General features: G+C 61.4%; 24 protein-coding genes and 1 rRNA gene. 22 read left to right on the plus strand and 3 right to left on the minus strand.

Annotated features, from left to right (window positions below; genetic code table 11):
- Positions 1 to 374: ribosomal RNA gene (locus J7J55_03165) — 16S ribosomal RNA — on the plus strand; the annotation flags it as partial.
- Between the two features lie 191 nt (positions 375 to 565).
- The gene (locus J7J55_03170; GenBank protein MCD6141706.1) at positions 566 to 1,228 is read left to right on the plus strand and encodes a Crp/Fnr family transcriptional regulator; all 663 of its coding nucleotides are present in this window, start codon (positions 566 to 568) and stop codon (positions 1,226 to 1,228) included.
- A gap of 65 nt (positions 1,229 to 1,293) precedes the next feature.
- On the opposite strand, the gene nifJ is transcribed toward J7J55_03170, so the two are convergent.
- Positions 1,294 to 4,842 carry a pyruvate:ferredoxin (flavodoxin) oxidoreductase gene (gene nifJ / locus J7J55_03175; GenBank protein ID MCD6141707.1) on the minus strand — a complete coding sequence of 1,183 codons (3,549 nt, stop codon included), beginning with the start codon at positions 4,840 to 4,842 and terminating at the stop codon, positions 1,294 to 1,296.
- Positions 4,843 to 5,078: 236 nt separating this feature from the next.
- On the opposite strand from nifJ, the gene J7J55_03180 reads away from it, so the two are divergent.
- The 3 genes from J7J55_03180 to J7J55_03190 all read left to right on the plus strand — a co-directional run bounded on the left by J7J55_03180 (position 5,079) and on the right by J7J55_03190 (position 6,358).
- A complete protein-coding gene (locus tag J7J55_03180) occupies positions 5,079 to 5,270 on the plus strand; it encodes a hypothetical protein (GenBank protein MCD6141708.1) in 192 nt (63 codons plus the stop codon).
- A gap of 127 nt (positions 5,271 to 5,397) precedes the next feature.
- Positions 5,398 to 6,198 carry an HD-GYP domain-containing protein gene (locus J7J55_03185; GenBank protein MCD6141709.1) on the plus strand — a complete coding sequence of 267 codons (801 nt, stop codon included), beginning with the start codon at positions 5,398 to 5,400 and terminating at the stop codon, positions 6,196 to 6,198.
- Positions 6,191 to 6,358: a hypothetical protein gene (locus tag J7J55_03190; GenBank protein MCD6141710.1), complete on the plus strand. Its 168-nt coding sequence runs from the start codon at positions 6,191 to 6,193 to the stop codon at positions 6,356 to 6,358. The genes J7J55_03185 and J7J55_03190 overlap by 8 nt, the downstream gene beginning before the upstream one ends.
- Here the strand turns inward: J7J55_03190 and J7J55_03195 are convergent.
- Entirely contained in the window at positions 6,355 to 7,683 is a 1,329-nt protein-coding gene (locus tag J7J55_03195; GenBank protein ID MCD6141711.1) for a GTPase, read from the minus strand. The two genes, J7J55_03190 and J7J55_03195, sit on opposite strands and share 4 nt — an antisense overlap.
- Before the next feature lie 83 nt (positions 7,684 to 7,766).
- Between J7J55_03195 and J7J55_03200 the strand changes: the two genes are divergently transcribed.
- Positions 7,767 to 8,282: a CDP-alcohol phosphatidyltransferase family protein gene (locus J7J55_03200; protein ID MCD6141712.1), complete on the plus strand. Its 516-nt coding sequence runs from the start codon at positions 7,767 to 7,769 to the stop codon at positions 8,280 to 8,282.
- Here J7J55_03200 and J7J55_03205 read toward each other — a convergent pair.
- Complete coding sequence (locus J7J55_03205; protein ID MCD6141713.1) at positions 8,237 to 9,151, minus strand: RluA family pseudouridine synthase; 915 nt, start codon at positions 9,149 to 9,151, stop codon at positions 8,237 to 8,239. The two genes, J7J55_03200 and J7J55_03205, sit on opposite strands and share 46 nt — an antisense overlap.
- 172 nt (positions 9,152 to 9,323) lie before the next feature.
- On the opposite strand from J7J55_03205, the gene nusA reads away from it, so the two are divergent.
- The 16 genes from nusA to J7J55_03285 all read left to right on the plus strand — a co-directional run bounded on the left by nusA (position 9,324) and on the right by J7J55_03285 (position 26,119).
- Positions 9,324 to 10,262 (plus strand): transcription termination factor NusA, encoded by a 939-nt coding sequence (gene nusA, locus J7J55_03210; GenBank protein ID MCD6141714.1) that lies wholly within the window; start codon positions 9,324 to 9,326, stop codon positions 10,260 to 10,262.
- Between the two features lie 19 nt (positions 10,263 to 10,281).
- Positions 10,282 to 13,080, plus strand: coding sequence for an MMPL family transporter (locus J7J55_03215; protein ID MCD6141715.1), 2,799 nt, complete (start codon positions 10,282 to 10,284; stop codon positions 13,078 to 13,080).
- A gap of 37 nt (positions 13,081 to 13,117) precedes the next feature.
- Entirely contained in the window at positions 13,118 to 14,626 is a 1,509-nt protein-coding gene (gene rny, locus J7J55_03220; protein ID MCD6141716.1) for a ribonuclease Y, read from the plus strand.
- 13 nt (positions 14,627 to 14,639) lie between these two features.
- Positions 14,640 to 14,945: a stage V sporulation protein S gene (locus J7J55_03225; GenBank protein MCD6141717.1), complete on the plus strand. Its 306-nt coding sequence runs from the start codon at positions 14,640 to 14,642 to the stop codon at positions 14,943 to 14,945.
- Positions 14,946 to 15,018: 73 nt separating this feature from the next.
- Positions 15,019 to 17,697 (plus strand): peptidylprolyl isomerase, encoded by a 2,679-nt coding sequence (locus J7J55_03230; GenBank protein MCD6141718.1) that lies wholly within the window; start codon positions 15,019 to 15,021, stop codon positions 17,695 to 17,697.
- A complete protein-coding gene (locus J7J55_03235) occupies positions 17,687 to 18,262 on the plus strand; it encodes a MazG family protein (protein ID MCD6141719.1) in 576 nt (191 codons plus the stop codon). Before J7J55_03230 ends, J7J55_03235 begins: the two co-directional genes overlap by 11 nt.
- Positions 18,259 to 18,516, plus strand: a complete 258-nt coding sequence (locus J7J55_03240; protein MCD6141720.1) for a hypothetical protein — start codon at positions 18,259 to 18,261, stop codon at positions 18,514 to 18,516. The genes J7J55_03235 and J7J55_03240 overlap by 4 nt, the downstream gene beginning before the upstream one ends.
- Positions 18,494 to 18,925 (plus strand): HAD-IIIA family hydrolase, encoded by a 432-nt coding sequence (locus tag J7J55_03245; GenBank protein ID MCD6141721.1) that lies wholly within the window; start codon positions 18,494 to 18,496, stop codon positions 18,923 to 18,925. The genes J7J55_03240 and J7J55_03245 overlap by 23 nt, the downstream gene beginning before the upstream one ends.
- 66 nt (positions 18,926 to 18,991) lie before the next feature.
- A complete protein-coding gene (gene argF, locus J7J55_03250) occupies positions 18,992 to 19,903 on the plus strand; it encodes an ornithine carbamoyltransferase (GenBank protein ID MCD6141722.1) in 912 nt (303 codons plus the stop codon).
- Between the two features lie 8 nt (positions 19,904 to 19,911).
- A complete protein-coding gene (locus J7J55_03255) occupies positions 19,912 to 21,075 on the plus strand; it encodes an HpcH/HpaI aldolase/citrate lyase family protein (protein ID MCD6141723.1) in 1,164 nt (387 codons plus the stop codon).
- Positions 21,072 to 22,616, plus strand: a complete 1,545-nt coding sequence (gene citF, locus J7J55_03260; protein ID MCD6141724.1) for a citrate lyase subunit alpha — start codon at positions 21,072 to 21,074, stop codon at positions 22,614 to 22,616. Before J7J55_03255 ends, citF begins: the two co-directional genes overlap by 4 nt.
- Positions 22,613 to 23,143 carry an HD domain-containing protein gene (locus tag J7J55_03265; protein ID MCD6141725.1) on the plus strand — a complete coding sequence of 177 codons (531 nt, stop codon included), beginning with the start codon at positions 22,613 to 22,615 and terminating at the stop codon, positions 23,141 to 23,143. Before citF ends, J7J55_03265 begins: the two co-directional genes overlap by 4 nt.
- A gap of 5 nt (positions 23,144 to 23,148) precedes the next feature.
- The gene (locus J7J55_03270) at positions 23,149 to 24,420 is read left to right on the plus strand and encodes a 3-isopropylmalate dehydratase large subunit (protein MCD6141726.1); all 1,272 of its coding nucleotides are present in this window, start codon (positions 23,149 to 23,151) and stop codon (positions 24,418 to 24,420) included.
- Positions 24,417 to 24,908, plus strand: a complete 492-nt coding sequence (locus J7J55_03275) for a 3-isopropylmalate dehydratase small subunit (GenBank protein MCD6141727.1) — start codon at positions 24,417 to 24,419, stop codon at positions 24,906 to 24,908. Before J7J55_03270 ends, J7J55_03275 begins: the two co-directional genes overlap by 4 nt.
- A 65-nt stretch (positions 24,909 to 24,973) precedes the next feature.
- Positions 24,974 to 25,204: a DUF2283 domain-containing protein gene (locus J7J55_03280; protein ID MCD6141728.1), complete on the plus strand. Its 231-nt coding sequence runs from the start codon at positions 24,974 to 24,976 to the stop codon at positions 25,202 to 25,204.
- Positions 25,205 to 25,315: 111 nt separating this feature from the next.
- Positions 25,316 to 26,119 carry a hypothetical protein gene (locus J7J55_03285; GenBank protein ID MCD6141729.1) on the plus strand — a complete coding sequence of 268 codons (804 nt, stop codon included), beginning with the start codon at positions 25,316 to 25,318 and terminating at the stop codon, positions 26,117 to 26,119.
- Positions 26,120 to 26,217: the final 98 nt, after the last annotated feature.

A 26,217-nucleotide genomic window follows, 5' to 3' on the forward strand; every position in this document is an offset into this window, starting at 1 on the left:
GACTGCCGGTGAATAGCCGGAGGAAGGAGGGGATGACGTCAAGTCATCATGTCCCTTATGCCCAGGGCGACACACATGCTACAATGGGGGGTACAAAGGGTTGCGATCCCGCAAGGGGGAGCTAATCCCAAAAAGCCCTCCTCAGTTCGGATTGTGGTCTGCAACTCGACCACATGAAGCCGGAATCGCTAGTAATCGCGGGTCAGCCATACCGCGGTGAATATGTACTCGGGGATTGTACACACCGCCCGTCACACCAACCGAGTGGGGGGTACCTGAAGTCGTCCGCAAGGGCGCCGAGGGTAACCTCCGCGAGGGGGGTGAAGTCGTAACAAGGTAGCCGTAGGAGAACCTGCGGCTGGATCACCTCCTTTCTAGGGAGTATCCGGACCGGGCAGGTGACATTTGCCACGCTATCCCTTTTCATCCCGTCTCTTTCCTTTCGGAAAGGTGACGCATGTTACCTCCATTGAGTGGAAACTCTACCCGTTTCATTCACCTCTTTCCTGTAGGGATCCACCCTCCTCTGCTACCCTGTCACCGAGACGAGGAGGAGATGACGGATATGAAAAAGGTCGTCCGAAGGAAACTTACCTTCGCCCAGCTGTTGCAGGACGCGGGTGATCTGCTCGAGATCGAACGGGGAGAGACGATCTACCAGCCTGGGGATTCAAGCGACTCAATCTACCTTGTGGAAAAGGGACGGGTGAAGCTCGTCTACCTCGATGAGAGTGGGAAGAAGTTGACGCTCTCCATCCTCGATCCGGGGGAGATATTCGGGGAGATGTGCCTTGTGGGGGAGGAGACCCGTCGCCACCAAGCAAGTGCGATCGAGGACGCCGTCGTCCGCCGCATCCGCCGCAAGGAGTTCGCCAGGATTATGGAGGAAGAGCCGCTCTACCTCCAGCTCCTATTGGAACACTTCGCCCGCCGGGTGCGCGAGTTCGAGGAAGCGCTCGAGGATTTCGCGTTCAAGGACATCCAAGCTCGCCTCTCCCGCCGGCTCCTCAAGCTCTCCGACGAATACGGAGTGAAGACAAAAGATGGGATTTTAATCAGCTTTCAATTGACGCATAAGGAACTGGCCGACATGATCGGATCAGCACGGGAGAATACGACCCTCGCATTAAACCGTTTCGCGCGGGAGGGGATCCTCGACAAAAGTCGCTATCGCATCATCATCAAAAACGAAGACGAACTCCGCGCTAAGATCAACGCCCAGAACTGATCGCCCTCCCCCAAGGGACGGAGGCGGCCCGGAAGCGGACGCCGGGCCGCCTTGGCTTTCTCAAATTAGAGCTCCGCGAGCTTCTTGTACTCCTCGTAGCGGGCCCTGCACTCGGCCTCCAACTCGCGGTGCAGGCGAGCCGCCTCCTCGGGGAACGACTTGACTAAGCTCGCGTATCGCACCTCGCTCATCAGGAACTCGTGGAAGTCGCCGGATGGTTCCTTGGAATCGAGCTGGAACGGGTTCTTCCCCTGGGCCTTCAGACGGGGATCGTAGCGGTAGAGAGGCCAGTATCCCACCTCGACGGCGAGTTTCTCCTCCTCCTGTACTTTTCCCATCCCCTTGCGCAGCCCTTGGTTGATGCACGGCGCATAGGCGATGATGATGCTCGGACCGGGATAGGACTCGGCTTCCTGGAACGCCTTCAGGCATTGGTTCATATTCGCCCCCATCGCCACTGAGGCGACGTAGACATAACCGTAGCTCATGAACATTCGCCCGAGGTCCTTCTTCTTTGTCTTCTTTCCGGAAGCAGCGAACTTGGCCACCGCCCCGAGCGGAGTCGACTTGGACGACTGCCCTCCGGTGTTGGAGTAGACCTCGGTGTCGAGGACAAGGACGTTCACGTCCTTGTTCATCGCGAGGACGTGGTCGAGCCCGCCGTAGCCGATGTCGTATGCCCATCCGTCCCCGCCGATGATCCAGATCGACTTCTTGGTGAACAGATTGCGCATCCCGAGGATCTCGTTGAGGAGCGGATCGTCTCCTGCTTCCTTCTCAAGGAGGGAGGCCATCCGCGCGCCCGCCTCCCGCGAGCTCCGCGGGTCGTCCATCCCGGCGAGCCATTCCGCCATCGCCTCCCGCAGTGCGGGAGAGGCCTTTTCCTTCGCCTCCTCGACCAGCCGGGCGAGCCGGGCGCGTCGCGCCTCGAGGGCGAGCTTCATCCCGAACCCGTACTCGGCGTTGTCCTCGAACAGGGAGTTGCCCCACGCCGGGCCATGGCCGTTTCGGTTCGTGCAATAGGGGACGGCCGGGGCCGAGCCGCCGTAGATCGACGAGCAGCCGGTGGCGTTGGCGATCAGCATCCGATCCCCGAACAGCTGGGTGGCGAGCTTGACGTATGGGGTCTCGCCGCAGCCTGGGCAGGCGCCGGAGAACTCGAACAGCGGCTGCAGGAACTGGCTTCCGGTGACGGTATTCGTGTTGACCTTCTCGGGATGGCCGGGGAGCCGCTCGAAGAACTTCCAATTGTCAACTTGATCGAGCTGGGTGGATAGCGGCTTCATTGTAAGGGCCTTGTTCCCCCGCAGCCCCGGGCACACGTTAACGCAGCTCTCGCATCCGGTGCAGTCGAGGGCGCTCACCTGGATTCGGAACCTGAGCCCCTCTAATCCCTTCCCGCGCGCGGGAACGGTCGCGAACCCCTCCGGCGCGTCGGCGAGCTCCTCCTCCGTGGCAAGGACCGGCCGGATCGCAGCATGCGGGCAGACGAACGAGCAGAAGTTGCACTGGATGCAGTTGTCCGGGTTCCACTCCGGAACGTTGATCGCCACCCCGCGCTTTTCGTACTTGCTCGTCCCGGTGGGGAACGTTCCGTCTGGGCCGGTCCAGTCGTACTTCCCGTCGAGCTCCGCGGCGAACGCGCTCACCGGGAGGGAGTCGCCTTCCTGGAGCTCCATCGGGCGCATCACCTCGAGGACCCACTCCGGAACATCCTGTTCACCCTTCTTCTCGTCTCCCTTCGCGTTGGCCCAGGAGGCGGGGACATCGACCTCGATCAGGTTGTCGAGAGCGGCATCGACCGCGGCGTAGTTCATCTGTACGACGTCTTCACCCTTCCGGCCGTAGGTCTTCTTTATCGCCTCCTTCAGCTTGGCGATCGCCTCATCGACCGGGAGGACGCCGGCAAGCTTGAAGAAGACGGTCTGCATGATCATGTTGATCCGCCCGCCGAGCCCGACCTCGGAGGCGATCTTCACCGCGTCGATCGTGTAGAAACGCAGCTTCTTCTGCGCGATTGTCCGCTTGAGGGAGGCAGGGAGATTTCTCTCGAGCTCCTCACCGGTCCACGGGCAGTTGAGGACGAAGATTCCACCGTCCTTGATCCCGGCGAGGAGATCGTACTTGTGCACGAACGCCGGGTTGTGGCAGGCGATGTAGTCGGCGTTCTTGACGAGGTACGGCGACTGGATCGGAGATTTCCCGAACCGGAGGTGCGACATCGTGATCCCGCCGGATTTCTTGGCGTCGTAGGCGAAGTATCCCTGGGCGTAGAGGTCGGTGTTGTCTCCCACGATCTTGATCGCGTTCTTGTTCGCCCCGACCGTTCCGTCTGCACCGAGCCCCCAGAACTTGCACTGGATCGTCCCCTCGGGCGCGACGTCGATCTCCTCCCCGACCGGGAGCGAGGTGCCAGTGACGTCGTCCTCGATCCCGACGGTGAAGTGGTTCTTCGGCTCGTCCTGGGCGAGGTTATCGAACACCGCTCGCACCATCGCCGGGGTGAAGTCCTTCGATCCGAGCCCGTAGCGCCCCCCGACGACGAGGATCTCCCTACCGTACTCCTTGAATGTGGTGGAGACGTCCTGGTAGAGTGGCTCACCGAGTGCGCCCGGCTCCTTGGTCCGGTCGAGGACCGCGATCCTGTTCGCGCTCTTCGGAAGGACGGCGAGGAAGTCCTCCGCCGACCACGGCCGGTACAGCCGCACCTTCACCGCCCCCACCTTCTCCCCCTGGGAGACGAGGTAGTTGACCGTCTCCTCCGCCACGTCGCAGGAGGAACCCATCAGCACGATCACCCGCTCGGCGTCCGGGGCCCCGACGTAGTCGAACAGGTGGTAGTCCCGCCCGACGAGCTCGCTCACCTGGCGCATCGTCTCGGCGACGATCCCGGGGACGGCGAGGTAATAGGGATTCGCCGCCTCTTTCGCCTGGAAGTAGATGTCCGGGTTCTGCGCCGAACCGCGCAGGTGCGGGTGCTCGGGGTTCATCGCCCGGCGGCGGAACGCCTCGATCTCCTCCCACGGGGCGAGCTTCGCCATCTCCTCATAGGGGATGACATCGATCTTCTGGATCTCGTGCGAGGTGCGGAACCCATCGAAGAAGTGGAGGAACGGGACCTTCGCCTTCAGCGCGGCGATGTGGGCCACGAGCGCGAGATCCATCACCTCCTGGACCGAGGACGAGGCGAGGAGGGCGAACCCGGTCTGGCGCGTCGCCATCACATCGGAGTGGTCCCCGAAGATGGAGAGGGCGTGCCCGGCGACGGCGCGGGCCGATACGTGGAAGACGCCGGGGAGGAGCTCTCCCGCGATCTTGTACATGTTCGGGATCATCAGCAGCAACCCCTGCGAAGCGGTGAACGTGGTGGTCAGAGCACCGGCGACGAGTGAACCGTGCACCGCACCGGCGGCGCCGGACTCGGCCTGCATCTCCGTCACCCGGAGGGTCTGGCCGAAGATGTTCTTCCTCCCGTGCGCCGCCCAACTGTCGGCGACCTCACCCATCGGCGAGCTCGGGGTGATTGGGTAGATCGCCGCGACATCGCTCATCGCATAGGCGACGTGCGCCGCTGCCGTGTTCCCGTCGATCGTCATCATCCGTCTATCTCCCATCAGCTTTCCTCCTGAATCAGAATTTACACGCGCCATTGTACTCCCAGGCAAGTTTATCCACAACGGGCTTGCCGCAACGCGGACGATTAGCTAAAGTGTATGCGTAGGGTTGGGATCGTTGTAAGGAGGAGGGTCGAACATGGCTTCGGTTAAGGTTTTGCGCTTTTTATGTCTAAAATTCTCCCGTGCCAGGTACAATCATACTGAATCCAACTGCAAAGAAAGGAGGGTGTGCGATGAAACGCTTGGGGAAGTTCATGTTGCTCCTCGTCCTGGGGCTGACCCTGCTCGTCTCTACAATCGCGGTGACCGGGACAGCGGGCCCAGTCCACATCGGCGGATCGCGCGCCAGCTTTGGCGTTGTGATCGACAGCCCTGGGGGCGGGATCGCACCGTGTTCCACGCCGGTTCACATCGGGGGGAGTTAGTTCTTGAGCGAGGTGTGGCATTATGGTTGCGGGCCTGAAAGTTGTTCGGCGCTGCAACCAAAATGAGCAAGTAGAGCGGAGGCCATCAGCCGAGTTAGAGTTACTTGCTCGTCAGGGGACAGTGGAGGTGACCCGCCAGAGGATAGCGAAAGGGAAGATATTCTACCTCGATGCCGCCAGCGAGTGGGAGGGATTTGAGTTCTTCTACCTTCTCGCTGGCACTCTTTTTGTGAAAAATGAGAACCTGCTCCTCACAGCCGGCGATTATTTCTATCATCATGGCCTTCTCGAACGAGTCTACTTTGAGGTAAAGGAAAACGTCGAATTTCTTCTCGTTTCTTCCCCTCCGAGCTTTCACCTTGTGCGCGAGGAATTCCAAGAGATAATGGCCCTTGCCCGCTCGGTCGAGGAGAAGGACGAGGCGACTGAGGGGCATTGTTCCCGCATCGAGCGATTATCGCTTCACACCGGCGAGCGACTCGGGCTCACCGGAGACCAATTGATCACCCTCTCCTATGCCGCTTATCTGCATGACGTGGGAAAGATCAAGGTGCCGGATGAGATACTCAATAAACCGGGGCCTCTCACCGATGAAGAGTGGGAGGAGATGCGCAGGCATCCTGATTACGGGGCGGAGATGCTCCAGGAGAAGGACTTCCTCAAGGATGCGGCCGAGATCGTCCGCGCCCATCACGAGCGTTACGACGGTACGGGCTATCCCCGCGGTCTAAAAGGAGAAGAGATCCCGATCGAGGCGCGGATCATCTCCGTGGTCGATGCCTACGATGCCATGACCTCGGACCGTCCCTACCGGCGGGCGATGTCGAAGGAAGAGGCGTTTGAAGAGCTGAAGAAAAACGCGGGGACTCAGTTCGATCCCCGCGTCGTGAATGCGTTCCTGTCAGTGATCAAGGATTCCGATGCGTAAGATCCCGCCGAAGGCCAAGCATTTCGCAATCCTGCTCCCCCTCGGTCTCGCGGTCGGCGGGATCGTCGGATACCTGTTCGGCGACCTGCGGTTCGGACTCCTCGCTGGGATCGGGCTCGGGATCCTACTCGCGACGCTGTTCGCGCTCCAAGCCCACTAGAAGTCCTTGAGCAGGTCCTCCAACGTCGGATACCCGATCTCCTGCAGTTCGTAACGGACCCGCGTCGTCGGGACCTTGAACTCGATCAGCCGGGTGAGGTCGATCGGGGTTCCGATCACGACCGCATCGCATTCGACTCGGTTCACCGTCTCCTGCAGGTCCTTGATCTGCTGCTCACCGTAGCCCATCGCCGGCAGGAGCCGTCCGATCTTCGGATATTTGTTGTACGTCTCGGTGATCGAGGCGACGGTGTACGGCCGCGGATCGACGATCTCCGCCGCACCGCACTGCTTGGCGGCGATCGTGCCGGCTCCGTACTTCATCCCGCCGTGGGTGAGGGTTGGCCCGTCCTCGATGACCAGAACCCGCTTGTCCTTGATCACAGATGGGTTCTCCACCATGATCGGGGACGCGGCCTCAATGACCTGAGCACGTGGGTTGACCGAAGCCACGTTCTTGCGCACGAACTGGATGTCGTCGAACGAGGCGGTGTCGATCTTGTTGATCACCACGATATCGGCGGTGCGCAGGTTCACTCCGCTCGGGTAGTAGATGAGCTCGTGCCCGGCCCGGTGCGGATCGACGACGACGATGGACAGGTCGGGCTTGTAGAAGGAGAAATCGTTGTTCCCTCCGTCCCAGATCACGATGTCCGCCTCGGCCTCCGCTTGGCGCAGGATCTTCTCGTAGTCGACCCCGGCGTACACGATCGTTCCTCGGTCGAGGTGTGGCTCGTACTCCTCCCGCTCCTCGATCGTGCACTTGTACCGGTCCAGGTCGGCGTAGGTCTCATAGCGCTGCACCTCCTGTTCCACCAGGTTGCCGTAGGGCATCGGATGGCGGATGACGGCAAGCTTCTTGCCCTTTGCTTTCAGAATATCGGAGACGCGCCGTGTGGTCTGGCTCTTCCCCGATCCGGTGCGCACCGCGGTGATCGAGATGAGCGGCTTTTTCGACTTCAGCATCGTCTCCTTCGTCCCAAGGAGCATGAAGTCGGCTCCGGCGGCGTTGGCGATCGCGGAGCGCTCCATCACGTACTGGTTGGAGACATCGGAGTAGGCGAACACGACGATATCGACGTCCTTCTCCTTGATCAGCTCCTCCAATCTTTCCTCCGGCTCGATCGGAATGCCGTTCGGGTAGAGCTTGCCCGCAAGCTCCGGGGGATAGACTCGTCCCTCGATGTCGGGGATCTGGGTCGCGGTGAACGCGACGACCTCGTAATCGGGGTTGTCCCGGAACACGGTGTTGAAGTTGTGGAAGTCACGACCGGCCGCTCCCATGATGATTACTCGTTTCTTCATCCCATCTCTCCTCTCTGACAAGCGATTATCGCATTATAGCGAGCGGGATGGAAACGCCGCAAGGGGTTGTAAGAAACGGTGATTAAAACTATGATTGTGATAAGATGTCGCTCGCCAATAAGATCACGATCGCTCGCGCCGGGCTGATACCAGCTACCCTTGCCCTCCTCCTCCTGGGCAAGCGGGAGGCGGCCCTCGCCTGCTTCCTCCTCGCCTCGCTCGGGGATGTCCTTGACGGGATCGCTGCCCGCGCGCGCCACGAGGTAAGCCTGCTCGGCAAGGTGCTCGATCCGGCGGTGGATAAGGTAATGTACGCTTCCCTCATCGCCGCCTTTACCTCCATGGGGGATATCTCCCTGACCGCTCTCATCCTTTACTTTATTCCTCAAATCGGCCTTGGAATCGGAGCGATCGTTCTTCACCGCCGCGCCCGGCGGGTGCAAGGGGCACGGCTCCCGGGGAAGGCGGCGGCGGTCCTTACCTTCATTGCGGTGGTCTTCCTCTTCCTCGGCCTCCCCTATCGGGTGATGGTCCTGTATGTGGCGATCGGGGTCGGCTACGGAGCCGCGCTCGATTACCTCCGCGCCGCCTGCTCCCCCGGCCAAGGGACCTCTTCGTAAGGGTGAGTCGGGAACCACGGCGGGATCATGGCCTCGAACCGGACCCGCTTTCCGGTCTTGGGATGAAGAAAGGAGATCCGCCACGCGTGCAGGTACATGTGTTCCCCTCCCTCTCCGTACAACGGATCCCCGACGATCGGATGTCCGATATAGCGGAGGTGGACGCGGAGTTGATGGGTCCGACCGGTGCGTGGCTGTAGGGAGAGGAGCGTCGTCGTGGAAAGGCGAGAGAGGACGTTAAACGCCGTCTGGGCGGGCCGTCCGTTCGGAGTGACTCCCATCACCCGCGGCCGGGCCGGGTCCCTCCCCACCGGGGCGTCGATCAACCCCTCGTCCTCTTCGATCCTCCCTTCGACCAAGCCGAGGTAAATCTTCGTCACCTCACGGGCAGCGAACTGGGCCTTAAGCCGGGAGAGGGCCTGTTCCGTCTTCGCTACCACCAGGATCCCGCTCGTCTCCTTATCCAATCGGTGCACGATCCCCGGCCGAGCCGGGTCGTCGTCCACCGGCAGGGTGCGGGATCGGATGAGTCCCTCGACGAGCGTCCCACCGTCCGTACCTGCACCGGGATGAACCACCATCCCGGCCGGCTTGTTCACCACCACGATCTCGTCGTCCTCATGGATGATCGGGATCGGGATCTCATGCGGGGTGAGGAGGGGGCGGACGGGAGCCGCCCAACCCACCCGCTCTCCGGCCCGCACCCGCCGCGCCGGCTGGCGGCACGGGGAGGCGGAGATGGAGACGAACCCGCCTTCGATCGCCCGCTTCACCTCGCTGCGGGAGACCCCGCGGAGCCTCCCGACGAGAAACAGGTCGAGCCGCAGCCCGGCTTCATCCTCCTTCACTTCGAATTCAGCTGCTTCCATCAACTTTCCTCATCAATTTTGCGGTACATGCTGAGCCCCGTATAATAGTAAAATTGATCGTGAAAAGAAAAAATGAGATGCCCGCTTCGTGAGGCGGATCATCCCGAGCGGGATTTTTCCTTCCTCATGAGCGCAAAAAGGAGTGTGAGCGGGGGCTTCCGCAGGTGATGAGATGAATATCGAGTTCATCGAAGCATTGGAAGAGATGGCGAAGGAGAAGGGGATCACGCGCGAGGAACTGTACGCGGCGATCCGCAAGGGGCTCGCCGTCGGCTATCAGGAGGAGTACCACGTCGATTCCCCAGTCACGGTGGAGATCGACCCCCGCTCCGGAGATATTACGATAAATGGCGAGAGGATCGACAAGATCAACTTCGGCCGCATCGCTGCTAAGCGGGCGGAAGAGACGATCCGCCAGGAGATTACGCGCAAGCGCCGGGAGTTCATCTACGAGCTCTACGTGAACCGGGTCGGGGAGATCATCACCGGCTCGATCCACCGATTCGAGGGGAAGAACGTGTGGGTCAACCTCGGAGAGGCGGAGGCCCTCCTCCCTGATTCAGAGCGAATCCCGGGGGAGCGGTACCGGGCCGGTGGCCGGCTGCGCGCCTACCTCGTCTCTGTAGAAAAGACCCAAGGCGACCCGCGGATCATCATCTCCCGTGCTCATCCAGAGTTCGTGCATCAGCTCCTTCGGCTGGAGGTCCCGGAGCTGGAAGAGGGGACGATCGTCGTGCGGAAGATCGCCCGCGAACCGGGGCGGAGGAGCAAAGTGGTGGTGGAATCACTTGATCCGAACGTCGACCCGGTCGGGACGTGCGTCGGCGCCGGCGGGGCGCGGGTGCGGGTCGTGACGCGAGAGCTCGGGGGGGAGAAGATCGACTTCGTCCGCTACAGCGATGATCCGGCGCAGCTCATCCGTCACAGCCTATCTCCGGCCTCTGTCATCTCGGTGGAGCTGGACGATGAAAACAGAACCGCCAAGGTCCTTGTCCCGGACGACGAGCTCTCCCTCGCCATCGGAAAAGGGGGACAGAACGTGCGCCTGACCGCCAAGCTGGTCGGATACGACATCACCGTTACGAGCCCGAGCGAGGAGGCGGGGAGCTGACCGGCGGCGCTCGCCCACAATGAGAGAGACGAGGGAGCGGCTCTTCCGCAGGCTCTTCCGCTTCACCCGCTACTACGCGTGGTGGGTCCTCCTTCTCACCCTTCTGATCACCGGGGCCGGGGTCTATTACATCCAACAACTCCCGTTGCGCAGTTCGTACCTCGATCTCCTTCCGCGCAACGATCCCCTCATCGAGGAGTATAAAGAGAACGAGGCTTACCTCGCCCAGCTCGATTACATCGCCATCCTCCTCCAGCTTGAGGATCCAGCAGGCAAGACAAAAGCTGAGCGGGAGGCGGTCTTACTCGACGCGGCGGTCAAGATCAAACAGGCCCTGGACGCGGATCCAGAGTTCGCCGAGGTAACGTACCTCGTCGAGCCCTCCCCCAAGATCCCGGATCAGTACCTTCTCCTCTATCAGCTCGACGCCGCCAAACTCGCCCGCATCGAGGCGAGCATCAACCTCGCCCGCCACGCGATCGGAGGAGGCGAGCTCTCCGGGCTCCCTCCGATCGACCTCGCCACCGCCTACGGTCAGATCGAGGAGAAGTTCAAGGATGCGATCTCCTCCGGTGGAGGGGACGGAGTCGGTCTGGGGGAGTCGTCTGAGATCGAACAAGAGTTGGTGCAGCTATCGAACTTCAACCGTGCCATCATCGCGGCGATCGACGGGCTGGACGGACTCGACAAGGTCACGCAAGCGGTCCGCGACCTGACCGGGCTCTTCTCCCCCAATACGGAGGCGGTGGTGCGCAAGCCCGAGGGATTCTTCTCCGCCGACCGCACCGCCCTGCTGATGAACGTCAAGCCGCGCTACCCCTCCCAGCGAGGGGTTGCCTACTGCACCAAGGTGACGGCAGACCTAAACCGCGATCTCGCCCAGCTTGACCTCCCCGGGATTCGGGTCGGAGCGACCGGGCCGTACGTGTTCAACGCCGAGACGAACGCGGTGGTGAACGCCGACATGCACCGCACGACGATCATCTCCTCGGTCGGGGTGTTCCTCATCTTTTTACTTGCGTTCGGGTCCCTGTTCTACAGCATTATCACCCTGATACCGCTTGTGATCAGCACCATCCTCACCATAGCGTGGGCGAAGTTCGCCGTGGGGGGGTTCAACCTGATCACTTCGTTCCTTCCAGCGCTTGTCCTCGGGTTGGGGATCGACTACGGGATCCATCTCATCTCCCGCTATGCGGAGGAGCGGCAGAAAGGTACGTCGTTCAACCGCGCGCTTTACACGGCGATCATCCGCAAGGGGGATGCCTCCCTTGCTGCGGCACTTACCACGGCCCTTGTGTTCATGGGGCTCCTCACCTCGCGCTCCCGTGCTCTGTTCGAGATGGGGGCGATCACCGGAGTTGGGGTTCTCATCTCCTTCGCGATGACGATCCTCCTCATTCCCACCTTGCTCACCCTTGTCCACTTCCTGTTTCGATTTCATCACCGCGAGAGGGTAATCAACTACGCCCCTCGGTTTGCGCCCTACTTCCGCTTTGTGTCCGAGAAGGGGCGAGCGATCTTCACCATCGTCTGCATCCTCACGTTCTTCATCTCGTTCCAGGCAGCTCATGTCCAGTTTAGGTTCGCCAGCGGGGATCTGGTTCCTCATACCCGCAGCCAAGAGGTATTGAGCGAAATCCTCGACAAATTCGGGGCGGAGGGCGCCAAGAGCGGCGATTATTTCACGTTCTTTGCCAAGAACGAGGACGAACTGGAGAATATCGTCGCCCATTTGTCCAAGAGTGATCTCGTTGAGTCGATCGATTCGGCGCGTGATCTCCTCCCGGTGAACCTGTCCGAACAGCAGCAGGTCTTGAAGAGCCTGAATATCCCTGCGTATATAAACCAACTCTCCCTCCTCGACAAAAGCATCACCACTCGAAACGAGACATCGGTCCGGATCCGCACCCTGCTCGCCCAATTTTCCCTTCTTCAGTACATCGCCGCTTTGAACGGGGAGGAGCGGATCGCAAACGAGAGCCGGGAGATCCAGCTCGAGTTGCGCCAGGTGCAGAAGCGCCTCAGTGCCCTGGATGTCCAAACTGCGCACGCCCGCATTGCCGCATTGGAGGATGCCCTCTCCACCCTTGATCAGAACCTGCGCCAGATCCGCGATCTTCCCCCGATCGGGACCCTGCTCCGCGATATCCTGGACGGGCTGCCGGCCGGGATCAGGTCCCGCTACCTTACTGCCGATGGGGAGTACATCATCCGCGCACGGATGAGTCCAGCGATCTATGAGCCAGAGAACCTACGAACGTTTGACAGTTACGCCGCTTCGTTTTCCGATCACTACTTCGGGATGCCGCTCGTCACCGCTGAGCTGGAACGCTATATGCGGCACGACTTTTTCCTGTCGACGATCCTCGCTGCGGTCCTGATCGGGCTAACCTTGTGGCGAAGTATGGGGGGAGTGAGGCGAGCGATCCTCGCCGGGTCGCCGCTGGTCCTCGGATACCTGTGGATGCTCGCCGGGATGCGGTTGCTTGGATTTTCATTCAATTTCATCAACATCACCATCTCGCCGCTCCTCATCGGGGTTGGGGTCGATAACGGGATCCACATGCTCCACCGCTACCTCGAGGAGCGGGCGTTCGATCCCGAGGGGGCGATCGAGCGGAGTGGGCAGAGGACCGCCCTGGCGGTGATCGTCACCTCCCTCACCACGATGCTCGTGTTCGGGTCTCTTCTCCTCGCCCGCACGCCCGGATTGCGGTTCCTCGGGGATTCCGCCCTGCTTGGGATCGGTTTCACCCTCCTGTTCAGCCTCCTGTTCCTGCCCGCCGCCCTGCGCGTGTTCGGGAAACGGGTATAATGGGGGAGCTCGATGAAGCGAAGAGGAGTGACATGAGATGATCGGTTATATCGGCCTTGGTGTTGGGATTATCGCTGCGGTGGCCCTTGGCTATCTGATCGGGCGCATTCCGCGCACAAAGAAGGAGGAAGAGATCATCGCTTCCGCGCAGGAGGAGGCGGAGCGGCTGAAGCGGGAGCGGATTCTCGAGGCGCGCCAGGAGATCCAAGAGATGCGGGAGGAGTTCGAGGCGCGGACGAAGCGGCGCGAGGAGGAGCTTGCCCGGATGGAGGAGCGGATCCTCCAGCGTGAGGACCGGCTTGGGAAGAAATCGACGTACCTCGAGCGGATCGAGGACTCGCTCCGCGCCGACGAGGAAGAGTTGCAACGACTGAAGGAGGAGGGAGAGCGACTCCTTGCTGAGGAGAAGGCGCAGCTCGCCCGGATCTCCGGCTGGACGGAGAAGGAGGCGCAGGAACACCTCCTCAAGCTGGTGGAAACGGAATCACAGCGGTTCTTCTCCCGCAAGGTGGAGGAGGTGGAGCGCCGGGCGAAGGAGGAGGCGCAACAGCGGGCAGCGCGGATCCTCGCCACGGCTGTCCAGCGCTATGCCGGGGAGTACATCGAGGAGAACGCGGTCAGCTCCGTCCCGCTCCCGTCGGAGGAGTTCAAGGGGAGGATCATCGGGCGCGAGGGAAGGAACATCAGGACATTCGAGGCCCTCACCGGGGTGGAACTCCTCGTGGACGACACCCCGGAGATGGTGGTCCTGTCCAGCTTCCATCCCCTGCGCCGCGAGGTAGCCCGGCTCGCCCTCACCCGGCTGATCGAGGACGGGCGGATCCACCCGGCCCAGATCGAGGAGAAGGTGCAGCGGGCCAAGGCGCGGCTTGCCGACCAGATCAGGGAAGAGGGGCGGAAAGCGGCGTTCGACCTCGGGCTCGACCTTCATCCCGAGCTGACTGCGCTCCTTGGCCGGCTGAAGTACCGGACGAGCTACGGCCAGAACCAGCTCGCCCACTCGGTTGAGGTGGCATGGATCGCCAAGATGATCGCCGAAGAGCTGGGGATCGATGCGGTGAGCGCGAAGCGGGCCGGACTTCTGCACGACATCGGCAAGGCGGTCGACCACGAGGTGGAAGGACCGCACGCCCTGATCGGGGCTGATCTCGCCCGCCGCTACGGGGAGAAGTCGGTGGTAGTGCACGCGATCGCCGCCCACCACGAGGACGTCGACCCGGAGAGCGTCCTTGACGTGATCATCCAGGCGGCTGACACCCTGTCCGCGGCGCGGCCCGGGGCGCGACACGAGACGTTCGAGCGGTACATCCAACGTCTCAAGGACCTGGAAGCTTTATGTCGTTCGTTCCCGGCGGTGCAGGAAGCATACGCCCTCCAGGCCGGGCGCGAGGTGCGAGTGATGGTCCATCCCGATCGAGCGAGCGACGAGGTGGCGGCGAAGCTCGCCTACGACATCGCCCGCGCGATCGAAGAGGAGCTAAACTATCCTGGGGAGATCAAGGTGAACGTCATCCGCCAGACCCAGTTCACCCAGAGCGCAAAGTAAGGAGGGAGGAGAGATGGAACAGATGCTCAAGGTTTCATCGCATTCCGATCCGAGTGCGACCGCCGGCGCGATCGCCAACGGAATTCGCACTACCGGGGAGGCTCATCTGCAGGTGATCGGCCCGCGCGCGGTGAACCAGGCAGTGAAGGCAATCGCCATTGCCCGAGGTTACCTGGCAACGAGCGGGGTGGACCTCTACTTCACTCCGGGGTTCGCTAGCATCCGTATTGGGGACGACGAGAAGACGGCGATTCACTTCACCGTCCGCCCCCGCTTCCCCCTTCCCGCCTCGGAGAAGGAGGGGGAGGAGCCGGTATAGGGGAATCTTGCCCGGTGCCGGCGGAACCGTTACCATCTCCGCCGGCATATTATTTTAAAGGAGTGACTTTATTATGTATAAGTTTTTCTCGCGCTATCGAAAAGGTATCATATGGGCTATTGTCCTTGCGTTCCTCCTCGGAGGGGTGGGGCTGTTCGGACTGAACCAGGCCGGGGTCCTGCGCCGCTCCAATCCGGAGGAAGAAGCAGGGCTGGCCGCGATCGTGAACGGGACGAAGATCACCCGCCAGGCATTGGCGCAAGCGACGGACAATCTGCGCAAGCAGTATGAGAACTACTACAGGCAGTTCGGACAGGACACGAGCACCCTGTTCGTCGGGGCGCACGGCGCGCTGCTCAACCTGGAGCTGGAGGCGCAAGCGCTGCAGAACCTGATCCAGGAAGCGATCCTCGCCCAACAGGCGAAGAAGCTGCACATATCCGTATCCAAGCGCGAGATTGAGGATGCATATAACAAGCAATACAACGATATCCTGCAGCGTTACAACCTTACCGAGGATCAGCTCGCCTCCATCCTTCAGGCTCAGGGGCAGACCCTGGAGGGGTTCAAGGCACAGCTGCGCGATTCCGCGGCCCGTCAGTTGCGGAACGAGAAACTGCGAGAGAAGGTGGTCGGTCAGATCGATCCGACCGACGACGAGCTCCAGGCGTACTTCGAGAAGAACATCGCCAAATACGATCAACCCGAGCAGATCCGGGCATCGCACATCCTGGTGAAGGACGAGGAGACGGCGAAGGAAGTGCTGGAGAAATTGAAGAGTGGGGCCGACTTTGCGGAGCTCGCGAAGGAGTACTCCCAGGATCCCGGGACCAAGGACAAGGGCGGCGACCTCGGTTGGTTCTCTCGGGGGAGGATGGTGAAGGAGTTCGAGGACGCGGCGTTCGCCCTGAAGAACGTTGGCGACATCAGCGACATCGTGAAGACCTCTTACGGCTACCACATCATCAAGCTGACCGGGCGCAAACCACACCACACCCCGACGTTGGACGAGGTAAAGGACCAGGTACGAGAGGATTACATCAAAGACGAGACGAACAAGCGGTTCTCTGATTGGTACAAGACGGTGCATGATCAAGCGGACATCGTGATCAAGCTCCCCGAGGTGGAGGCGTACCTGACGGAGCAACAGGACCTGGACAAGGGGATAGCGGCATTGAAGGAGGTCCGAGATGAGGGGACGTCAAGTGATCCCTACATCTCTTACTACCTCGGTCGCGCCTATGAATCGAAGATGAGCCAGGCCGAGCAGGAGAAGAAGTCGTTGGAGGACAAGGAGGACCAGACCGACGCCGACAAGCAGAAGATCGCGGACTTGGAGAAGGAGATCGCGGACTACAAGCAGAAAGCGCTCGACGCCTACATGGCGGCATTGAACGAGGTCGACCCGGACGAGGACTTCTTAAACCGAATTCTCACCCTCAACCCGGATAGCGTCACCGCCCTGTACATCTACGGCAAGCTCCTCGCCGAGCGGGGCGACTACCTCGGGGCGGACATGCGGTTCCATCAAGCGATGGATAAGGACCCCAACTACGTTCCTGCGTACGTCGGCTCAGGGGACATGGCGGTGAAAGAGAAGGTATACGATGCCGCGGTAAAACAGTACTCCAAGGCGCTCGAGCTGAAGCCGAATGACTTTTCCGTCATGGGAAAGCTCGCCTCGGTCTACCTCATAACCGACAAGCTCGACGATGCCGACAAGCTCCTCCAGGAGATGGCGAAGATCGACCCGGAGGACACCCAACTCATCATCTACCAAGGAGATCTCGCCTACAAACGGCTGGTGAAGGCGATTGCGGAACGGGACGCCATCAAGAAGAAGGGGGATCTGACCGCGGACGACCAGGCCAGGCTCACCCAATTGAACAAGGAGATCGATGCGCTGTATGCCCGGGCCCTCGACCGCTATCAGACAGCATCGAACAAGACCGGCTCGCTCGATGTCCTGATCAAGCTGGGGAAGCTCTACCTCGCCTACGGGAAGCTTGATGACGCGCAGAGCTCGTTCGAGCAGGTGGTGCGCCGCTCTCCGTACAAGGTGGAGGCGTATGCCGGGCTGGGGGATACCCTGCTTGCCAAGGGGGACAAGGACGGGGCGATCCAGAACTATCGCACTGCGTTCGACCGCGCGTTCGACAAGGACTTGAAGCGACAGATCGGAGAAAAGCTTGTCGATCTTGTCCCCGACGACATCTCGGTTCGGTACAAGCTCGCTCAGGTGTACGCCGATCAGTACATGTGGAGCGCTGCGATTAAGCAGTACGCCGCGATCCTCGCTCGGAACCCTGACTCGATCGACTCCTACCTTGGGATCGCCGAAGCGTACAAGTGGAAGACCGAATACGACACCGGGATCGACTACTTGGATAAGGGGCTTGCCCACGCGAAGAGCGATGCGGACCGGATCAAGCTGTACGAGAAGCTCGTCGAACTCGATCAAGCCAAGGTCGGGGCCGATAAGCCGCTTGAACAGAAGGGGCTCGACGCCCTGTTCGCCTTGGGCAAGCTCTACCTCGCCCAGGGGGACAAGGACAAGGCGAAGGACGCCCTGGAGAAGCTGGCGAAGTACGATCCCTCCTACAAGACGGACGAGGTAAACGCCCTCATCGTACAAGCGGGGGGGATGGTGCAGACACCCTCGCAGACGGTCGAGTCCACCCAGACCCCGTCGGAGGTGCTCACCCCGGCCCAGCCCGAAACCGAGGTACAGACCTCGAGCAATGGGGAGTAGTAGCTTCGCTGACCTTGTCGCGCTGATCGCGAAGCTGCGGGCGCCGGATGGTTGTCCGTGGGATCGGGCGCAGACGCATGCAAGTCTGCGCCCGTACGTACTCGAGGAGGCGTACGAAGTTATCGCCGCGATCGATGCGCAGGAACCGGACGCCCTCGCCGACGAGCTCGGCGACCTGTTGCTGCAGGTCCTCCTCCATTCCCAGATCGCGGCCGAGGCGGGCGAGTTCACGATCGATGACGTGATCGAGAACCTCGCTGCCAAGCTGATCCGCCGCCACCCGCACGTGTTCGGGGACGCTCCCGGCGACCTTCCCGCGATCAGGAAGAACTGGGAAGCGATCAAAGCCGGCGAACAGGGGCATCGGGTCCATCCCCTCCCTCCCCTGCTCGCCGCGCGCAAGCTCGTGGCCAAAGGGATAGATCCGGCGAACGCATCCTACCCAACACCTGAGCTCGCCGCCGGCGGACGGATCATCGCGGCGATCAAGGCGGCGTGGGACGCCGGGTTCGACCCGGAGATCGCCCTGCACAAGGCGGTCTCCTACCTCGACGGAGAGGGATGAGCGTGCGCGACGCGAGCGTGTACTGGGTTGAGACCTCGGAGGAGGAGATCCACTTCATCGATGCGATCATCTCTGCCTACGATGGCCTGGCGAACGTGCGTCGCGATTACCGGATAAGGGACGGGAAGACCTACTTCAAGGTTTACGTCGGACCGGGATTGGAAAGCGAATTCGAGGAGCTCGTGGCAAGGTTGCGGAAGAAAGCGAAAATCGGGGATGTCTATCGGGACGATGAAGCTTCTACGCCCGTGTGAGACCGCGCGTTCGATCTTCGATATCGATTACCCCCGGCTCTACCGGGCCGGGAAACGCGTGCTCCTGTTCGATCTCGACAATACCCTGGGCGGCCGCCGGCCGCGGCGGCTCGACCCGCAGGTGAAGGAACTGCTGGAGAGGATCACGCAGATGGGGTTCAAGGTCGGAATCCTCACCAACCGCCGGATCGGGACGAACGATCCCGTCATCCATTCTCTCGGGGAACGGTATCCGGTCGTGGTCCGAGCCGGAAAACCGCGGCGCCGCGGGTTCCGCGCGATCCTCGCTCAGCTCGACGCCTCCCCGGCCGAGGCGGTGATGATCGGGGACCGACTATTAACTGACGTGATCGGAGCGAACCGTCTTGGGATCTATTCCATCCGCATCCGTCCCGGCAAGCGCGCCTGATCGTCTTGGCTCGATCCCGTTCTTCGGCTATCATCAACCGGGATTCCCATCTTCAAGGAGGTCCGTATGCACGTGAAGGACGTCGTATCGCTCGCCGATCTGACCACGGAAGAGATCTACGAGATCCTGGAGACGGCCCGCAACCTCAAGCTTGAGCATCGCGCCGGGGTCAAGCATGAGATGCTCGCGGGAAAGACGCTCGCGCTGATCTTCCAGAAGCCGTCCCTGCGCACCAGAGTATCGTTTGAGACCGGGATGACCCAACTCGGGGGGCACGCGATCTACCTCGGGCCGAACGACATCAAGCTCGGACAGCGAGAGACGACCGAGGACATCGCGATAGTGCTGTCCCGCTATGTCGACGGGATCATGGCCCGCGTGTTCGAGCACAAGATCGTCGAAGACCTGGCCAAATATGCCACCGTCCCGGTGATAAACGGCCTGTCCGATCTCCTCCACCCGTGTCAGATCCTGGGCGATCTGCTGACGATATGGGAGAAGAAGAGAACTCTTGAAGGCCTGACGCTGGCGTTCATCGGGGACGGGAACAACGTCGCCCATTCCCTGATCAACGGGTGTGCCAAGGTGGGGATGGACTTCCGCATCGCCTGTCCCGATGGCTACGAGCCGAACGAGGAAATCGTGAACGCAGCCCGCGACATCGGGGGCAGTGTCGAGATCTCCCACGACCCCAAGGCAGCGGCGAGCGGTGCGGACGTGATCTACACCGACGTCTGGGCGAGCATGGGAGAAGAGGACAAGGCCGAGCAGAAGAAGCACGCGTTCACCGGGTTCACCGTCGATGAGGCCCTGCTCAAGTTGGCTGCCCCGGACGCGCTTGTGATGCATTGTCTCCCTGCCCACTACGGCGAGGAGATCACCTATGAGGCGTCGCGCAGCCGCGGAAGCGCGATCTTCGACCAGGCCGAGAACCGCCTCCACGCACAGAAGGCGGTCCTGGCGCTGCTGATGTCCTAGGAGGGAACGTGCCGAAGGAGACCATCGTTGGATCGGAGAACAAAGGGGACTGCCGCGTCCGACTGACACCGGCGGACTCGCTTGCGATCGAGATACACACGAGCAATCCCGATCTGTTTGCCCCCGGGATTGAGGCGGTGGTGACCGAGACCCTGGCCGGGCTCGGAGTGACACAGGCGAAAGTGGAGATCACCGAACAGGGGTCGCTCGACTACGTGATCGCTGCCCGGGTGGAGGCGGCAGCGCGGACCCTGTTCCCCGACCTACCCCCGCTCCGGCCGCAGGTCGCCCGGAGCCCGTCCGACCGCGACCGCCTGCGCCGCACGCGCCTGTACGCCCCGGGGAACAACCCCAGGCTCCTCGTCGGGATCGAACTGCACGGTGCCGATTGCGTGCTGCTCGACCTCGAGGACTCGGTCCCCCCGGCGGAGAAGCACGCGGCGCGGGTCCTGGTCAAGCACCTGCTGGCCACCGTCGACTTCCTTGAAGTCTGGGTGCGGATAAACCCGCTTGCCACCTACGGGACGGACGATCTCGGGGAGGTGATGCTCGCCCGTCCGCACGGGATCTGCCTCCCCAAGGCGGAGTCGGCTGAGGATGTGAAGGGACTGGCGGACGAGCTATCGCGACTGGAGACCGAGCTCGGGTTCGAAGAAGGCTCGACCATGATCATGCCGATCATCGAGACCGGCAAGGGGGTCCTTCATGCCGAGGAGATCGCGACCGCGGACCCGCGCGTGGCGGTGATCGCGTTCGGGGCGGAGGACTACACCCGCGACGTCGGGGCCAAACGCACGCAGGAGTCCCTCCTCTTCCCGCGCTCACAGATCGTCGCTGCCGCAGCGACGGCCGGGATCCAGGCGTCGGACACGGTGTACGCGAACCTGGAGGACGAGGAGGGCCTGATCGCGGAGACAAGGCACATCCGCGACCTCGGGTTCACCGGCAAGGGCGTGATCAACCCGCGCCAGATCGGGCCGATCCACTCCGTCTTTTCCCCGAGTCCGGAGGAGATCGCGGCGGCGGAGAGGATCGTCGCTGCCGCTGCGGAGGCGGAGAAACAGGGGATCGGGGCGATCGCGATCGGAGGGAAGATGATCGACAAACCGGTCCTCGAGCGGGCTCGCCGCACGCTCCGCCTCGCCGGGAAGATCAAGGAGGGAGTCGAATGAAAAACGCGCTCGGCCGTGAGATACCGGACCGGATTGGAGATCGGACCCTGCGCCCGTTCCAGGGCGCGTTCGCCACTACCCCGACCGGGCGGAAGGCCGCTCGGCCGCAGAAGACGGTCCGTCCCGGGGAGAACAAGGTCCTCCGCTCGATCGAAGAGGCGATCGAGGCGACCGGGCTCAAATCCGGGATGACGATCTCGTTTCACCACTCGTTCCGTAACGGCGATTACCTCGTGAACATGGTCGTCGATGCCTGCGCGCGCATGGGGATAGGTGACCTGCGGCTGTTTCCGACCGCTCTCTTCCCGATCCACGCCCCGCTCATCGAGCACATCAAAGCCGGGGTGGTGACGCGGATCGAGGGATCGATGAACGGCCCGGTCGGCGCGTTCGTCTCGAAGGGCGGGGCGCTGAAGCAGCCGGCGGTCCTCCGCTCGCACGGCGGCCGCTGGCGGGCGATCGAGGCCGGCGACGTGCACATCGACGTCGCGTTCATCGCCGCTCCCCAGGCCGATCCGTACGGGAACGCGACCGGGATCAAGGGGAAGACCCCGTGCGGCCCGATCAGCTTCTCCACCGTCGACGCCCAGTACGCGGACAAGACCGTGGTGGTGACGAACGACCTCGCCCCATATCCGGTACATCCATTTGAGATCCAGCAGGGCTGGACCGACTACGTGGTCGTTGTCGACGAGATCGGCGATCCCGAGAGCATCGCCTCCGGGACGCTGCGCATCACGCGCTCGCCCACTCGGCTTAGGATCGCGCGCCTCGCCGCGGCGGCGGTGAAGGCCTCCGGCTACCTGAAGGACGGGTTCAGCTTCCAGGGAGGAGCGGGCGGGATCTCGCTTGCGGCGACGAAGTTCGTCGGCGAGGAGATGGAGAAGGAGGGGATCGTGGGAAGCTTTGCCATGGGCGGAGGGACGAAGCTCCTCGTCGACATCCTCCACCGCGGGCTTGTGCGGACGATCCTCGACGGCCAGGCGTTCGATCTCGATGCGATCGCATCCCTGCGCGAGGACGAGAACCACGTGCTCATGGACCCGGGGCACTACGCAAACTACGACTCGCGCGGCTGCTCGACCTACATGCTCGACGCCGCGTTCCTCGGGGCGACCGAGGTCGACCTCGACTTCAACGTGAACGTGAACACCCATTCCGACGGCCAGCTCCTCCACGGGATCGGCGGGCACCAAGAGGTCGCTGCCGGGGCGAAGCTCACCCTGATCACCGTGCCCACGCTGCGGGGCAGGCTCCCGGTGATCGTCGACCGGGTCACCACGGTGACCACCCCGGGCGAGGTGATCGACGCGATCGTGACCGAGCGGGGAATAGCGGTCAATCCGAGACGGGAGGACCTGCGGGAGAGGTTCGTCGCGGCCGGGCTCCCGGTGCGTGAGCTTGCTGAAATCAAAAAGGAGGCCGACCGGCTCACCCGCCCGCCGCGAAAGCCCATTTTTGGGGACGAGGTGATCGCGCTCATCGAATGGCGCGACGGAACCGTGATCGACACAGTGAGGAAGGTGATAGGATGGAAGTGAAGGATGAAATCAGAAGGATCCTCCCGGAGATCGACCTGATCGAGGATGTGGACCTGCGCGACAAGGTAGCAGCGACGTGGGCCGACGGGCTGCAACGCGGGGGATGGACCCCGGAGGACATCACCCGGATGCCGTTCACCCTGGCAAAGAAGGTCGACATCAACTTCGCCCAGCACGTGCGCAGCGTGACGAAGATCTGCCTTGCCGTGGCCGAGACGTTCGACGAGATCTACAACGGGAAGCTCTCCCTCAACCGCGACGTCCTCCTCGCCGGTGCGCTCCTCCACGATGTGGGGAAGCTCCTCGAGATGGAGGAGGCGGATGGAACGTTCCGCAAGAGCCCGGCCGGAAAGCTCGTGCGGCACCCGTTCTCCGGGGTGGCGCTCGCCGATGCCCACGGGATCCCGCCGGAGGTGCAGCACATCATCGGGACCCACTCCAAGGAGGGGGACCCGTACCCGCGCACTCCCGAGGCGGTGGTCGTGCATCTCGCCGACTTCATGAACTTCGACACGATCGAGGGGTGATCCGAATGGGAATGACGTTCGCGCAGAAGATCCTCGCCCAGAAGGCGGGGTTGGATCATGTGGCCCCGAGCCAGATCGTCACGGTCACCCCGGATTTCTGCATGTCGCACGACAACACCGCCGCGATCTCCAAGATCTTTGCCAAGATCGGCGTTGATCGGGTGAAGGACCCGGAGCGGTTCGTGATCGTCCTCGACCACACCGTTCCCGCCTCGACCGAGAAATACGCCCTCGGGCACAAGGAGATCCGTCAGTTCGTGGCACAGCAAGGGATCGAGCACTTCTACGACGGTGGGGTCGGGATCTGCCACCAGGTCCTGCCGGAGAAGGGGTTCGCCCTTCCCGGGACGCTGATCCTGGGATCGGACTCCCACACCACCACCTACGGCGCGTTCGGCGCGTTCTCCGCCGGGATCGGCCGCTCGGAGATGGCCGTCCTGTACGCGACCTCCAAGATCTGGCTCAAGGTTCCGGAGAGCTTCAAAATCGTCGTCCACGGGAGGCTGCGGGAGCCGGTCACCTCCAAGGACCTGATCCTGCGGATCATCGGCGACATCGGCGCCGACGGCGCGCTCTATCGCTCGGTCGAGTTCACCGGCGAGGCGATCGCGGAGATGTCACAGGCATCGCGCATGGTCCTCTCCAACATGGCGATTGAAATGGGGGCGAAGAACGGCTACATCGCCCCGGACGACAAGACCTTCCGGTTCCTCGAGGGCCGCGCCGTGCGCAAGTACTATCCGGTCTATCCCGATCCGGACGCGGAGTATGAAAAGGTCCTTGAATTCGACGCATCGAGCCTCGGACCCCAGGTCGCCAAGCCCCACACCGTGGACAACGTCTCTCCGGTGGAGGAGGTGGCAGGAACGAAGATCGACCAGGCACTGCTCGGCACGTGTACCAACGGGAGGCTCGAGGACCTGCGCCTGGCAGCGCGCATCCTCAAAGGGAAGAAGATCGCCAAGGGCGTGCGGATGCTCGTTCTGCCGGCATCGCAGGAGGTCCTGCTCGACGCCCTGGCCGAGGGGCTGATCGAGACGTTCGTCCGCGCCGGAGCGCTCGTCCTCAACCCCGGCTGCGGCCCGTGCCTCGGTGCGCATCAGGGGGTCCTCGCCCCGGGCGAGGTATGCCTCTCCACCGCGAACCGCAACTTCAAGGGGAGGATGGGATCGCGCGAGGCGGAGATCTACCTGGCGTCCCCGGCCACGGTCGCTGCGTCGGCCCTGACCGGAGTGATCACCGATCCGCGTGAGGTATTCGAAGGAGGTGCGAAATGATCGAAGGGCGCGTCTGGCGCTACGGCGACGATGTCAATACCGACGTGATCTTCCCGGGAAAGTACACGTACCAGCCGCTCACCCCGGAGGAGATGGCGACCCATGCCCTGGAGGACCTCGACCCGAGCTTCGCCAAGGAGGTAAAACCCGGGGACGTGATCGTCGCCGGGACGAACTTCGGCTGTGGCTCGTCGCGCGAACAGGCCGCGACCTGTTTGAAAGCAGCCGGCGTGGCGGCGGTGATCGCGAAATCCTTCTCGCGCATCTTCTTCCGAAACGCGATCAACAACGGCCTTCCCGTGATCGAGCTGAAAGAGGGGATCGACGAGATCGAAAAGGGAGACACCGTCAAGATCGACTTCCAAAACGGGATCGTGATCCACGAAGGTAACGAATATCACTTCCCTGCCCTCCCCGCGGAGGTCCTCGCCATCCTCGAAGACGGCGGCCTGATCCCGCACGTGCGGAAGGAGTTGGGAAAAGGGTAAATGTCTAATGCAGGTCCAGGCCTTTCAGAAGAACCGAAGATCGACAAATACTGGGAAGGGAAGCGATGAGAGTCAGATACGATGAAGAGACGGATGCCCTCTACATCAAGCTTCGGGAAGGCGAGTACCACGAAAGCGACGAAATCCGCGATGGTTTCATTCTTGACTACGATGTGGATGGCAACATCATCGCCATTGAAATTCTGAATGCCTCTGCCCACCTAGCCCCTGCTGAACTATCCACTGTCAACTTCGAGATTACTCGTCCACTGCTGAAAACCGGCGAGAACAGATGAAACTTTCTCATCGTCTTTGAAAACGGCGGTCTGATCCCGCATGTAAGGAAGGAGTTAGAGAAGGAGTGAAAAGTCGTATTCAGCCCTATCGGCAAATACGGATGGTAAGCAATGGACGATCACAATATTGTTAAGTTCTCGGACTCATACGGTTTAGCTAGCTCTGTTTGGAGCCTTTTCTTTGAGAGCCCGCAAGATGAAATCGAAACTCTGCTCGAGTCTTACTTCCGTCCCTATTGCAGGCATAGAATACGTAAGCTTGCTGAACCACATCGTTGGACGTTGCTACATCATTATATACACAGCCTTTTCTGGGATCTCTATGAAGACTTCGAGCATCACAGTAATGATATGCTTGACTTGATAATCCAGGAATATGTGACCATACTCAATTTCTATGAGATCTCATACCCATCCTTTGTCATCCCAGATGAAACGTCCGATGATTATGAATACAAGGCGAGCACGATCATATCATGTCTCCGGGCGCTATTACCTTCAGTCCGCATTGTAAATGATACTTTTCAACTACTCTTTGGAGATCGTGTATTCTTATTAAAGTTTAACCAGGAGATTGCTCATATCGTCCAAAAATGTGTAACTGTAGAGGGCCATCCAAACTTCGCGGAGAAAGACGGAGTTCTTAAGAGAGTATATCTTCCTCAGTGGTTGAAACGAGCCGTTTTCTATCGTGACAGAGGGAGGTGTGTTGTTTGTGGTAAGGATCTCACGGGCACTGTTTCTAGAGGAGAAGAAGTGTGTAAAGAATGCAATCTAAAAAAGGCTCAACAGATAAAAACATCGGATGTCTATCAGACCCATTGGAACCTCGATAAGGAAGCATTGCAAGAAGCGGAAGCATATGCCCAGGTTCGTATTGATGTATCAAACTGGTTTGGGATAAAGAGAGGGTAAGATCGTCGCAGTCTCATTGGAGTCTACCATTGGATTTTGTGCAGTGACGGGAAGCTCCTGCTCAAGCAGAATGTCTACTTGACGGGGCTATTGGGGAC

Source organism: Candidatus Bipolaricaulota bacterium (genome assembly GCA_021159055.1).
Classification (GTDB): Bacteria; Bipolaricaulota; Bipolaricaulia; order UBA7950; family UBA9294; genus S016-54.